General features: G+C 46.7%; 13 protein-coding genes. 4 read left to right on the top strand and 9 right to left on the bottom strand.

All coding sequences use genetic code 11. From position 1 onward, the window contains the following. Positions 1 to 36 precede the first annotated feature (36 nt). Positions 37 to 582, bottom strand: coding sequence for a peroxiredoxin (locus tag ACTHQF_RS04940; RefSeq protein WP_440428791.1), 546 nt, complete (start codon positions 580 to 582; stop codon positions 37 to 39). 139 nt (positions 583 to 721) lie between these two features. After that, a complete protein-coding gene (locus ACTHQF_RS04935; RefSeq protein ID WP_440428790.1) occupies positions 722 to 3,079 on the bottom strand; it encodes a prolyl oligopeptidase family serine peptidase in 2,358 nt (785 codons plus the stop codon). Positions 3,080 to 3,274: 195 nt separating this feature from the next. On the opposite strand from ACTHQF_RS04935, the gene ACTHQF_RS04930 reads away from it, so the two are divergent. Continuing rightward, the gene (locus ACTHQF_RS04930) at positions 3,275 to 4,990 is read left to right on the top strand and encodes an IlvD/Edd family dehydratase (protein ID WP_440428789.1); all 1,716 of its coding nucleotides are present in this window, start codon (positions 3,275 to 3,277) and stop codon (positions 4,988 to 4,990) included. A gap of 47 nt (positions 4,991 to 5,037) precedes the next feature. Next, a complete protein-coding gene (locus ACTHQF_RS04925; RefSeq protein ID WP_440428788.1) occupies positions 5,038 to 5,796 on the top strand; it encodes an SDR family NAD(P)-dependent oxidoreductase in 759 nt (252 codons plus the stop codon). Between the two features lie 33 nt (positions 5,797 to 5,829). Here the strand turns inward: ACTHQF_RS04925 and ACTHQF_RS04920 are convergent, their stop codons facing one another. Further along, positions 5,830 to 6,120, bottom strand: a complete 291-nt coding sequence (locus tag ACTHQF_RS04920) for a hypothetical protein (RefSeq protein WP_440428787.1) — start codon at positions 6,118 to 6,120, stop codon at positions 5,830 to 5,832. A gap of 195 nt (positions 6,121 to 6,315) precedes the next feature. Between ACTHQF_RS04920 and ACTHQF_RS04915 the strand changes: the two genes are divergently transcribed. Both ACTHQF_RS04915 and ACTHQF_RS04910 read left to right on the top strand, forming a co-directional pair. Beyond that, positions 6,316 to 7,032 (top strand): peptidylprolyl isomerase, encoded by a 717-nt coding sequence (locus ACTHQF_RS04915; protein WP_440428786.1) that lies wholly within the window; start codon positions 6,316 to 6,318, stop codon positions 7,030 to 7,032. Between the two features lie 25 nt (positions 7,033 to 7,057). After that, positions 7,058 to 7,828, top strand: coding sequence for an exodeoxyribonuclease III (locus ACTHQF_RS04910; RefSeq protein ID WP_440428785.1), 771 nt, complete (start codon positions 7,058 to 7,060; stop codon positions 7,826 to 7,828). A 7-nt stretch (positions 7,829 to 7,835) separates the two neighbouring features. Here the strand turns inward: ACTHQF_RS04910 and ACTHQF_RS04905 are convergent, their stop codons facing one another. From ACTHQF_RS04905 to lpxD, 6 genes are all read right to left on the bottom strand, one after another. Further along, positions 7,836 to 8,411, bottom strand: a complete 576-nt coding sequence (locus tag ACTHQF_RS04905; RefSeq protein WP_440428784.1) for a 5-formyltetrahydrofolate cyclo-ligase — start codon at positions 8,409 to 8,411, stop codon at positions 7,836 to 7,838. A gap of 87 nt (positions 8,412 to 8,498) precedes the next feature. Beyond that, complete coding sequence (efp, locus tag ACTHQF_RS04900; protein WP_440428783.1) at positions 8,499 to 9,059, bottom strand: elongation factor P; 561 nt, start codon at positions 9,057 to 9,059, stop codon at positions 8,499 to 8,501. A gap of 151 nt (positions 9,060 to 9,210) precedes the next feature. Beyond that, positions 9,211 to 9,831, bottom strand: coding sequence for an ABC transporter ATP-binding protein (locus ACTHQF_RS04895; RefSeq protein ID WP_440428782.1), 621 nt, complete (start codon positions 9,829 to 9,831; stop codon positions 9,211 to 9,213). 12 nt (positions 9,832 to 9,843) lie between these two features. Then, complete coding sequence (gene lpxA / locus ACTHQF_RS04890) at positions 9,844 to 10,629, bottom strand: acyl-ACP--UDP-N-acetylglucosamine O-acyltransferase (RefSeq protein WP_440428781.1); 786 nt, start codon at positions 10,627 to 10,629, stop codon at positions 9,844 to 9,846. Beyond that, on the bottom strand, positions 10,626 to 12,038 hold the full coding sequence (locus tag ACTHQF_RS04885) for a bifunctional UDP-3-O-[3-hydroxymyristoyl] N-acetylglucosamine deacetylase/3-hydroxyacyl-ACP dehydratase (RefSeq protein ID WP_440428780.1): 1,413 nt from the start codon (positions 12,036 to 12,038) through the stop codon (positions 10,626 to 10,628). The genes lpxA and ACTHQF_RS04885 overlap by 4 nt, the downstream gene beginning before the upstream one ends. After that, positions 12,038 to 13,114 carry a UDP-3-O-(3-hydroxymyristoyl)glucosamine N-acyltransferase gene (gene lpxD / locus ACTHQF_RS04880; RefSeq protein WP_440428779.1) on the bottom strand — a complete coding sequence of 359 codons (1,077 nt, stop codon included), beginning with the start codon at positions 13,112 to 13,114 and terminating at the stop codon, positions 12,038 to 12,040. The genes ACTHQF_RS04885 and lpxD overlap by 1 nt, the downstream gene beginning before the upstream one ends. Positions 13,115 to 13,164: the final 50 nt, after the last annotated feature.

The raw sequence follows: 13,164 nt of genomic DNA, 5'->3' as shown, positions 1-13,164 counted from the left end.
AAAAGCATTTACAGGGATAATATTTTCGTTTTTTAATTAAACGGTTAAGGTTTCCTGACCTTTTTCCCAGTTACAAGGACAAAGTTCGTCAGTTTGTAAAGCATCAAGAACTCTTAATACTTCTTTAACGTTACGACCTACGCTTAAGTCGTTAGCACTTACCCAACGGATGATACCTTGAGGGTCAATGATAAAAGTAGCGCGATAAGCAATTCCTTCAACAGGCTCAAGGATGTCTAATGCTTTAGCTAAAGACTTAGAAGTATCTGCAAGCATTGGGAATTTTAAGCCACGAAGATCATCATGGTTATTTCTCCAAGCCAAGTGAACGTTTTCTGAGTCAGTTGAAGCACCGATTAATTTGGTATCGCGGTCACGGAATTCGCTGTAGTTAGCGTTGAATTCAGCGATTTCTGTAGGACAAACAAAAGTAAAGTCTTTTGGCCACCAGAACATGCAAGTCCACTCGTTGTTGTCATTGATGAAAGATTCTGAAGTAATGGTTTCAAATTCTTTACCTTTTTCTAGACTTACAACGGCAATTTTAGAGAATGAAGGAAATTGTTCACCTAAGTTGATCATAATTATATTGGTTTTTTTATGGCGCAAAGGTATGTCTCTGCGCCCTGATTAGCAACACCAAATGGCTTGTTGTAGATTGTTATTCTCTATAGGGTTATAGAGGATAACTATAAACATAAAAGCAGAAAATAGCGTTAAACTATTTTTCTTTTAAAGTAGTTTCGAACAGTTTGAAGATTCTTTTGTATTCATCGGTCCAACTGCTTGGCGTGGTAAATCCATGATCTTCAACCGGGTACACGGCGAGTTCCCAATTATCTTTTCCCAATTCGATGAGCTTTTGTGACAGGCGCACAATGTCCTGGAAATGCACATTGACGTCAACCATACCATGGCACATCAGCAAATTACCCTTCAATCCTGCTGCAAAATTGATCGGCGAACTACGCTGATAAGCAATTTCATCGTTAAAAGGCTCATTCAAGATATTAGCCGTATAGCCCTGATTGTAGTGTGCCCAGTCGGTTACCGAACGTAAACCGGCACCGCTTTTGAAAACATCCGGTTCGTTGAAGAGCCCCATCAGGGTGATGAACCCACCGTAGGAACCACCATAGATACCTACCCGCTTTGGATCTACGCCATATTTATCGACTAAGAGCTTAACGCCATCCACCTGATCCGTGAGGTCCTTACCCCCCATATGCCTGTAAATTCCGGTACGGTGATTTCTGCCGTAACCTGCACTGCCGGTGTAATCAATGTCGATAACGGTATAGCCGTTATCTGCCAGCAAGTTGTGGAACATATATTCCCTGGAATATTGGCTCCACCAGTAATGTACGTTCTGCAAGTAACCTGCGCCGTGTACAAAGACTACCGCCGGGCTGTTCTGGCCTCCATTTTTTGCAGGATAGATCCTGGCATAAACATCATCGCCATGGCGGTTCTTAAAGGCAACCAAATCGGGTTTCCTCCAGGCATAGGATTTAAATTCTTCAGATCTGGACTCCGTGATCTGTATCGCCTTCGCACCTGCTTTATTCGGCTGGATGTAGAGCTCCCAGGGCTTGTCCATGTAAGAATAATTGATGGCGATCCATTTCTCATCTGGTGACATGGTGATCTGGTTACCACCCTTCATGCTGGTGATCTGGGTCGGTTTACCACCAGTTACCGGCAGGCTGTAGAAGTGTGTGATACCTGGGTGTTCCATGTTACCGGTGAAATAGAAGGTCTTTTTATCCTTGGAAAGGTTCAAGGTCTGCAGCTCCCATTTGCCGCTGGTAAGCTGCTTTTTACTGCCGGTATTGACATCCGCCACATAGAGGTGCGAGTATCCGCTGGCCTCACTCTGGTAATAAATCTTATTCTGGTCGATGAAATCGATGTTTGCAATATAGGAGCTGATTCCCGGGCCTGCGATCCATGCTTCATCCCGCTGGCGGTCTACTACGCTGAAGCTGCCTTTTGCAGGGTCAAGCTTCAGGATCCAGAGGTCCTTATTGTCCAGCGCCTTTGCCGTAAGCACTGCTGCGCTGGCGTTGCTGTTCCAGATCACGGGTGTAAAACGAACTTTCCGGTCTTCGTTCTTTTTCTTCCGCTCTTCGAGCTGTTTAGGGTAGTCTTTCAGGTAATCTGGGAGGTCCTTGATGCCTTGTATATTGCTTACCGCAACCTGGTAAGCTGAATCACGTTGTTTATCGTAGATGAAGAACTCATAACTGGAAGGGATCTCGCCTACTTTAGTTCTGCCATTGATATCTTCAGTGTACCCCGATTTGGTTACAAAATTAGGGATGATGGTATTGGTGTTCCCTTTGGCAAGGGTTACGAGTTGATAGGTCACGAAACGGCCATCAGGGCTAAGGGTTAATCCAGTAATGCCTTTGTTTTCGAGGTAAATGGGTTTCAGCGCCTGTTTGTTTGTGGCACGGGATGGCCTTCTGCCCGCGGTGCTGGTGTTTTCTTTGAGCACATCGAATATCTGCAGTTGCTGGTTTTTTAGCCAACTCTCCTGTGGAGAAGGTACTGCCTTGTTCCCTGCGGGTTTATTGCCGGGTACGAAATTGGTTAACTGCGTTAAGGTTTGTGTGTTTGGATCCAGGCTGAAGAAATTACCGCCTTTGAGGAAGTAGATGGCACCATTGATCAGGAAGCCAGGATTACTTTCACGATCCATGGTATTGGTTAAACGGCTCTGTTTTTTTGTTTTTACCTGTAAGAGGTAGATGTCGCCATCCTGCTCCGCTACACCGAGGCTGCCATTCTGGTTAAAAGTATAAACAGGTCCGATGGCCTTTTCGGTAGTGGAATCAGGAGAAAGCTCCGGTTTGTTTTTACCGGCTTGTACGCGGAAGAGTTGTTCTTTGGCTTTCTGCTGTGGGTTCCAGTCGAAATACAGCGTTTTACTATCATCTGCCCAGCGATAGTTAGTAGGCGCAACACCGATCCACTTCTGATCGCGCATGATCTTTTCTACGGTCAGGGTGCTGGTTTGCTGTGCATGAACAGCGGCTGCAGAAAACAGCAGCAAAGCGGTAAAGATTCTTTTCATGAAGGAATTAGGATTTATATAGCTGCTGCAAGATAAAATAATTTGCGCTAGCAGTTTCGCCACAATCTCTTTACGGTCGGGTTTTCTTTTCTTGCTTTATTAGAACTATTTTTAGCTATAACCAATGTAAACGTTTCCGTAAGGCTGAAGACGCCGCATACTTATGCGCTGACCTTTTGCAAAAATTTGAATGGTATGGACGAGCAGAAATTAAGAAGTCAGGGATGGTTTGGCCGTAAAGGCAAGGATGGATTCATCTACCGTGCCTGGATGAGAAAACAGGGCATTGCGCCGCATGAGTTTGACGGGCGGCCAATCATCGGCATCTGTAATACCTGGTCGGAGCTTACCCCCTGCAACTCGCATTTCCGCGAATTGGCGGAACACGTAAAACGCGGTGTGTACGAGGCAGGTGGCTTTCCAGTAGAATTTCCAGTACTCTCTTTAGGGGAAACACTCATGAAACCTACGGCGATGTTATTCCGAAATTTAGCATCCATGGATGTGGAAGAGGCGATCCGTGCCAATCCCCTGGATGGCGTGGTGCTGCTTTGCGGCTGCGATAAGACCACACCTTCATTGGTGATGGGTGCCTGTAGCGTGGACCTGCCAACGATTGTGGTTTCGGGCGGGCCCATGCTTACTGGCAGGCACCGGGGCAAGTGCATCGGCACCTCAGACCTCTGGCGATTTTCAGAAGCACAACGTGCCGGGCACATGGACGATATGGAGTTGTCGCTGGCAGAAGCTGGCATGTGCCGCAGCGATGGGCATTGTGCCGTGATGGGTACGGCATCGACAATGGCCTGCATGGTAGAAGCTTTGGGCATTTCCTTGCCCGGGAACGCCGCTATTCCGGCGCCTGATGCGGCACGGAAGATCATTGCACAGCGTTCCGGTGCCGAGATCGTCAGGATGGTTAAGGCAGACCGTAAATTATCGGACATCCTGAGCCCTGAAGCCTTTGAAAATGCCATTAAGGTGAATGCCGCCATCGGCGGGTCGACGAACTTTGTGATCCACCTGTTGGCCATAGCCGGCCGGATTGGCGTGGAGCTCAGCCTGGAAGATCTGGACCGCTTGTCGGCAGACATTCCCCTGATTGCGAACCTGCAGCCATCCGGCAGTTTCTTCATGGAAGATCTATACTATGCCGGGGGTTTACCGGCCATCATCAATAAATTGCTGCCCCATCTTCATACCGGTTGCCTGACCGCAAACGGGCGAACGGTCGCCGAGAATTTCGGCAGCGCTGAGTGTTATGACCCGAACATCATTACGACGACCGACCAGCCCTTCAGCACCATGTCGGGCATTGTTGCACTTAAAGGAAATTTGTGTGAACAGGGTGCAGTGATCAAGCCTTCTGCGGCTTCCGCACAGCTGATGAAACATACTGGAAAGGCGGTCGTATTTGAAAATATCGAGGACTATAATGCACGCATCGATGACCCTTTGCTGGAGGTTGACGAGACGAGTTTGCTGGTGCTGAAAAACGTTGGTCCGAAGGGTTATCCCGGAATGCCGGAGGTGGGCAATATGGGTTTGCCGGCGAAGTTGCTGGCGAAAGGCGTGACAGACATGGTACGGATTTCTGATGGGCGGATGAGTGGTACAGGCTTTGGCACCGTGGTGCTGCATGTATCTCCTGAAGCGGCGGATGGCGGCACACTGGCCATTGTACGCGGCGGAGACGAGATTACTTTGGATGTAAAAGGCAGGCTACTGCATTTACATGTTTCCGATGAAGAAATCGCGGCACGCAAGAAGGCGCTGCCTCCTGTAGCACCAACGGCAGCAAGAGGTTATGTACGGCTCTATCAGGAGCATGTACAGGGTGCACACCTGGGTGCCGATCTGGATTTCCTTCGCGGTGGATCCGGAAGTCAGGTTACCCGTGACTCTCATTAACTTTACCACATGGCATCTCCATGATGCTTTAAAAGATAGATGCGAATATGAGTTTTGAAAATAAAGTTGCTATTGTAAGCGGTGCCGGACAAGGTATTGGACTAGAGATCTGCAGAAAGCTTTGTGCTGCGGGCGCCAGGGTGATTTTGAACGACGTTGATGCTGAACTTGCCGCGCAGGCAGTCCTGGAATTGAACAATGCCGGGGGTGTTTGTATAGCGGTGCCTGGCGATTCCAGCGACCTCAGCATCATTCAGCAAATCGTTGATACCGCAGTTTCGAATTTCGGAAAACTGGACATTGCCATTGCGAATGCTGGCATTACGCTTTTTGGTGATTTTTTCAGCTATAGCCCGGAAGCTTTCTCGCGGGTGATGCAGGTGAATTTAAACGGCACCTTCTTTTTGGCCCAGGCTGCGGCAAAGCAAATGAAGGCACAAACCTCTGGCGGCAGGCTGCTGTTCATGTCCTCGGTAACAGGGCACCAGGCACACCGCAATCTGGCTGCCTATGGGATGAGTAAAGCAGCGCTGGAGATGCTGGCCAGGAACCTGGTGATTGAAGTTTCCCGGTTTGGCATTACCGTGAACTGCATTGCACCCGGTGCCACTGCAACTGAACGCACACTGGAAGATCCGGATTACGAAAAAACATGGGCAAGAATTACGCCGACGGGGCGTGCGGGTACGGTGCAGGATGTTGCCAGCACGGCAATGTTTCTGGTTTCTGATGAAGCGTCGCAGATCACCGGGCAGACGATCCTGGTGGATGGTGGCTGGAGCGCAGTGAGCCCAGATCCATATTAGTCTTGAATATAAGTGTTGATGTTTGAGAATTGCTTAGCGCAGCAATCGCGGCAACAATCCTGACAGGTATTCGGAGATGATCGGTGTCAGGATACTGGTAACACCCATATCCGCTGGAGCATTGGAAGCCGGGCCATTTTCCTTACACGAGAAGCTGGCTTCAGTGGCTTTATGCTCTGCCTGGCCGTTGTTCCGATTACCGCTGGCAGTATTATTGAAAATCCCTGTATTAGAACTGCATAGCTGCAAAACCAGCATTACGCCAACTGCGCCTAACAGGCACAGTACGCTCAATCCCTTTGCTATGGTACGCATTGTTTTCATTCTGACCAAAAATAATAAATTTCTTGAAACTACAAGAATTTTTATACATAAAGTACTACTAACGAAGACTTTCTATCCCTCCGGAAAAACGATTACCTTAGCAAAAATAATTTTGGTGAGCTTACACGTCGGCTCCAGGCTGAAAAGCGGCTAAATAGCCGATGCGCATGCATCACCGCAAACAATATTCTAGCAATGAAAAACCTGTTTTTAGTAGCCCTGCTGTGCTTGAGTCTGGGCAGTTATGCGGCAAAGCCGAAGCATCAGTATGTTCGCATCAGCACCGATAAAGGGGAATGTATCATCATGCTCTACAATCAAACACCCTTACACCGCGACAACTTCCTGAAGCTTGCAAAAGAGAAGTTTTATAATGGCACCTTGTTTCACCGGGTGATCCAAAACTTCATGATCCAGGGTGGTGACCCTGATTCGAGGAATGCAAAGACTGGTGCGGCCCTTGGCGAGGGTGATGTAGGTTACCAGGTTCCGGCGGAGTTCAGGGATAGCCTGTTCCATAAAAAGGGCGTACTTGCTGCAGCAAGGGACAATAATCCGGAGAAAGCTTCCAGTGGTTGCCAGTTCTATATCGTTCAGGGGAAAACCTACACCGATGAGCAGCTGGATGCTATCGAAACGAAAAGATTGCAGTTTAAATTGCCGGAAAGTCATCGTGCCGTTTACAAAACGCTCGGTGGCTCCCCACACCTGGACCGCAACTATACAGCGTTTGGGGAGGTGGTTCAAGGGCTGGAACTGGTCGACAGCATTGCTGTGCTGAAAACGGATGAAAGAGACCGGCCGGTAACTGACGTAAAGATGGAGGTTAGCATTTTGAGGCGTCGCCAGGCCCGCAAGTTGGAAAAGGCGCTTAAAACCAGCAATCCACTGCTGATCAATAAAGAATATTAATAACAATACCCTTAGAAAGCCTTACATGAAAATTATATCCTATAACGTAAACGGTATTCGCTCTGCGGCTACCAAGAACTTTTTTGGCTGGCTGCAGGCTACGGACGCAGACATGGTGTGTTTGCAGGAAGTAAAGGCCATGCCGGAACAAATACCAGAAATCATTGCATTGATCGAACAGCTCGGATACTACCATTACTGGTTTCCAGCGGAGAAAAAGGGCTACAGTGGTGTGGCTATTTTTAGCCGGGTTAAGCCGCTGCATGTAGAATATGGCTGCGGGGAGGAATGGATCGACCGTGAAGGACGCATTTTAAGGGCAGATTTTGAAGACTTCTCCCTGATGAGCCTGTACATGCCATCTGGATCAAGCGGCGACGAACGGCAGGTTAAAAAGTATGAATTTATGAAGTTCTTCGACGGCTACATTGATGAATTAAGGAAAATCTATTCGAATTTGATCATTTCTGGCGATTACAACATCTGCCATACGCCGATAGACATTCACAATCCAAAGTCCAACGCGAACTCTTCTGGTTTTCTGCCGGAAGAACGTGAATGGATGGATCTGTTCCTGAAGCGTGGATTCATTGATACCTTCAGGCATTTCACCAAAGATCCACATCATTACACCTGGTGGAGCTTCCGTGCGGGATCAAGGGGTAAGAACCTGGGCTGGCGTATCGACTACCACCTGGCGACCGAACCAATGTTACCGCGTTTGAAGAAGGTCAGCATTCTACCGGATGCCATTCATTCCGATCATTGCCCGGTATTACTGGAACTGAACGTTTAAATGCAGACTAAACTTCAGGCAGGCGAAAATCATGCAGCTTGCCTGGAGTTATGCATAGATCGAGTTTCAGGTCGTGTTCATTTACATCTTCAATGTCTGCTGAAACATCAAAAAACGATAAACCAACCTTGAGTGTATCCATGCCCTGAAGAAAGCGGTCGTAAAAACCCTTTCCATAGCCTGCACGGTATCCCCTTTTGTCGAAAGCCAGCAAAGGCAATAAAACCATGTCAATCTCTCCCTTGTGTTCTTCTCCATGCTGTGGCTCGAGGATGTTGAAAGCATTTTTTTGCAGGGCTTTATGATCGCCCAGTACATGGTGCGTCATTAAGAAGGTGCTGAAATCTGATCTTGGTACAATAATCTTGATGTCGGGCTGGTGTTCACGAAGCCATTCGATGAAAAGGAAGGTATCGGGTTCGTTCTTTTCCTGTATCGGTAAAAAGGTATGCAGCACTTTTACCCCATTGAAGTTGAGCTGGCTAAACTGGGCTAAGAGTTGTCTGGACAGCGATTGAACGCCTTCAGGATCAAGCTGCGCCCTTAACAGATTGGCTTGTTTCCGGAGTGCTGATTTTTTCATTTACAATTATATATAAAAAAAGATGGCTTCGGGAACCACTCCGAAGCCACAATCAACCTAAACCTAAAACTAAACTATGAAAAATCTTTATTTTACTCTTTCTATGTAATCGCCAGTACGTGTATCAACTTTAACTTTATCGCCCTGGTTGATAAACATTGGCACTTTAATTTCTACACCTGTTTCAACAGTTGCATATTTCAATGCGTTTGTTGAAGTGTCACCTTTAACTGCAGGCTCTGTATAGGTAATCTCCAACTCTACATGTGAAGGTGTTTGTGCCATGATCGGCTCGTCACTTTCAAATGCGATAATCACATTCATGCCTTCTTTCAGGAATTTAACGGAATCTCCAAAAAGGATTTTCGGGATGTTAAACTGCTCAAAAGAATTGTTGTCCATTACCACAAGGAAATCTCCATCCTCATATAGGTATTGATAATCGCTGGTTTCAACACGACAGATGGTTACCTCTTCATCTGTACGAAATCTGTATTCAACCAGTTTTCCAGTCTTAACATTTCTCATTCTGGCCTGGTAAAAAGCTCTAAGGTTTCCAGGTGTGCGGTGAAGGAACTCTTCTACCTGTACGAGGTCACCATTGAAACGAAGAATATTACCACTTTTTACTTCTGATGCTTTTGCCATTGTACTAAAAATCAACCTTATAATATCGGCCCTATTTGGTGCCGCAAAGGTAAAAGTAAATTACTTATAAAACAATAGTAAATATAAATATTTTAAATAACCAATTATTTCTCGCTTTTTCCCGAAAAACTATACACAAATATAAACTTGTTTACTTATAATCAGTAACTTCTAATAAATGATTGCAGAACAAATATTCATTTTTTTGATTGGAGCAGACAATTACCAAGCGGTTGTCTGAAAATTGCTCGATCAATTGTTGGTACCAGGCGATGCCTTGAACGTCGAGGTTGGAGGTGGGCTCGTCCAAACACAACATTGGCGTGTCGGAGCAGCAGGCCAGAATCAGCTTGGTTCGCTGTTTCATGCCGGAAGAGAAGTATTTAAGGGGTTTATCCTGCGACTTTTTCAGTCCCAGTAAGTTCAGTATTTCGGACTTTGCGATTGCCGGATGAACTTTCTTGAATTTAAAGTGGAAGTCGATGGTTTCCTGCAGCGTGAATTCTTCAATGAGATCCAGGTATGGTGCAGCAAAGCTGAGGTGTTTGTAGACTTCATCTACGGGGATATTGCTGCCATCTGCAGCGGTGTAGCTGATCTCACCTTCGGAGGGCGCGAGATTGCCTAAAAGAAGGCTTAGCAGCGTTGATTTGCCAGAGCCATTGGGACCGAGTACGGCATAACGGTTGGGCGCTTCAAACAGGTAGCTTACATGTCTGTATATCCATTCCTGATTGAAGCGACGTCCAGCGTCTTTAAGTTCGATCCGCATCTAACCCTGAGGTTAATTTCCCGAACCATAACCTTTCATCACACCCCGGTTGGAGTTCCTGATGAAGTCTACAATTTCGTCCCTTATCTCTGTAGGTTTAAATTCCGTTTCGATCATGTCCAGCGCCTTGGTCACGTTGTTATGGCGCACAAAGAGTACCCGGTAGATTTCCTGTATTTCATCGATCTGCTCGGAAGAGAAACCCCTTCTGCGCAATCCTACCGAATTGATCCCTGCATAGGAAAGCGGCTCACGTGCAGCTTTAACATACGGCGGAACGTCTTTACGAACCAGTGATCCACCGGTTACAAAAGCGTGAGAACCAACTTTAACAAACTGATTGATGGCTACTAATCCGGCAAGTACCACATAATCACCAATGGTGATGTGTCCTGCAAGGGTCGTGCTATTGGAGAAGATACAGTGATTGCCGACCTGACAGTCGTGCGCAATATGGGAATAAGCCTGGATCAGACAGTTGCTGCCTACAACGGTCTTCCATTTATCTTTTGTACCACGGTTGATGGTTACACACTCCCTGATGGTAGTATTGTCGCCGATTTCTGCGGTAGTCACCTCTCCGGCAAACTTTAAATCCTGCGGGATACCCGATATTACCGATCCGGGAAAGATCCGGCAGTTTTTACCAATACGCGCACCATCCATGATGACCACATTCGAACCTACCCAGGTTCCTTCACCAATCTCGACGTCTTTATGTATGACGGCGAAAGGCTCGATCACCACGGTATCAGCTATTTTAGCCTGTGGATGTATATATGCTAGCGGTTGTATCATGTTGTTGGCTGTGTTTCTTTTACTTTACTGATCTGTGCCATCATTTCTGCTTCTACCACAACTTTCTCACCGACCATGCCGACACCTTTCATTTGGGCGATGCCACGTCTGATTGGCTCCATCAGATCACAACGGAACACAATGGTATCGCCAGGCAACACCTGGGCACGGAATCTCACGTTGTCAATTTTCAGGAAGTAAGTCAGGTAATTTCTTGGGTCAGGTACGGTACTGAGCACCAAAATGCCTCCGGTTTGTGCCATAGCCTCGATTTGAATTACACCGGGCATTACTGGTGCACCCGGGAAATGGCCTTTGAAGAATTCCTCATTCATGGTCACGTTTTTCACGCCCACCACGTGTGTTTTGGAAAGCTCCAGAATCTTATCAATAAACAGGAAAGGCTGTCTGTGCGGAAGAATGTCCATGATCTGAACCACATCATAAAGTGGTTTAGCACCTGGATCGTAGGTATGTTGTACTTTTTTGTTCTTTTCTTTTTTAATTGCTGCTTTAATTTTCTTTGCGAAAGCAACGTTTGCCGCATGGCCAGGTCTTGCAGCCATAATATGGCCCTTCAAATGTACCCCAACCAAGGCCAGGTCACCGATCATGTCCAGCAGTTTATGTCTTGCAGGTTCGTTCTGGTAACGCAGTTCCATATTGTTCAGGATGCCTTGTGGCGCAACTTTGATCTCATTGCGGTTGAACAGCTTAGCCAGGTGATCCAGCTCTTCAGCAGTAACCTCTTTATCGACGATCACGATCGCATTGTTCAGATCACCACCTTTGATCAGGTTATGATTTAACTGGTACTCCAGTTCGTGCAGGAAGCAGAAGGTACGGCAGGATGCGATATCTTTCTTGAATTCAGCGATGCTGGAAATACCGGCATGCTGGCTACCCAGCACTGGTGAATTATAATCAATCATACAGGTAAAGCGGTAGTCATCCAAAGGCATGGCTACGATCTCTACTTTACGATCAGGCTCTGTATAGGTGATGTTATGTGGGATTTGGAAGTATTCACGGTCTTTATCTTGTAAAAGCGTTCCAACACTTTCCAGCGCCTCCACGAATTGGATTGCACTGCCATCCATGATCGGAACTTCAGGGCCGTCAACTTTCATTAAAACGTTGTCCAGGTCCATACCAACAAGCGATGCCATTACATGTTCCACCGTGCTGATGCTTGCACCATTTTGAGTTAAGGTTGTACCGCGTGCAGTGTCGGTCACGTAATCACAATCTGCCTCAATAATTGGCTGTTCAGGCAAATCAATACGTTGAAATTTAAACCCATGATTTTCTGGTGCAGGACTAAAAGTTAAAGTCACATTCGCTCCGGTGTGTAAACCGACCCCCGTTACGGAGATTTCACTTTTAATGGTCTTCTGTTTTACGTTCATTATGAAGTCTGTGTAGTGTTACTTTGATCTAATAAAGCTGTTAGTTCGGCAATCTTAGCCTCTAATTTTGAGATGCGCTTTTCGACACTTGGTAATTGTTTAAATATCACAGAGGCCCTCATCCAGTCACGCAGTGGCTGCGCCGGACTACCATGCCATTGTTTGTTTTCTTCTACGGTGTTAAAGTTGATGCCCGCTTGTGCACCGATCTGGGTTCCTTTTGCCAGACTCAGGTGACCGGCGATGCCGACCTGGCCTCCGATTACAGAGTTTCCACCAAGCTTGGTGCTTCCGGAAATACCAGACTGTGCAGCGACAACCGTATGTGCCCCAACATCGACGTTATGTGCAATCTGGATCAGGTTGTCCAGTTTTACCCCTTTACGGATAAAGGTAGAACCCATGGTCGCACGGTCGATCGTGGTATTGGCACCGATCTCCACATCATCTTCGATCACCACATTTCCAATCTGCGGGATCTTCGAATAGGTGCCATCCGCCTGTGGCGCAAAGCCAAAGCCATCACTGCCGATCACGGTATTGGAATGAATGATCACGCGGTTACCAATTGCGGAGCGATTATAAATTTTCACACCTGGCTGGATCAGACATTTCTCCCCGATTACGGCCTCAGCGCCAACAAATACCTGTGCATTGATCTTGGTATTATCGCCAATGACAACATGTTCGGAAATGTACGTGAAAGCGCCAATGAAAACGTTCTTACCAATCTTGGCACTGGGGTGCACAAAACTCGGCTGCTCAATACCAGACTTCTCGTCGGGCATATTTAACATTTCATTATATTTCTCCAGTAAGATGGAAAAAGCACTATATGGGTCGGGAACCTTTATTAAGGTTGCTTGAACAGGCTGAGCAGGTGTAAAGTCGGCTCCTACAATTACAATGGAAGCCTTTGAGCCGTACAGATAGTTCTCATACTTTGGATTTGATAAAAAACACAGCGAACCGGCCTTACCATCCTCAATCTTCGAAAGTTCTCCTACAAGAACATTTTCATCCCCCTCTACGGTTCCATTTAATAGTTCGCTTATCTGCCGGGCAGTAAATTGCATTTTACAAAGTTAGATGTTAAATTGATATGAACAAATTACCCCTTCTGGTA

It is taken from the genome of Pedobacter sp. SAFR-022, assembly GCF_051965375.1.
GTDB lineage: Bacteria > Bacteroidota > Bacteroidia > Sphingobacteriales > Sphingobacteriaceae > Pedobacter.
Note: the sequence above shows the minus strand (reverse complement) of the source record. Positions and strands in the feature narration are given on the sequence as shown.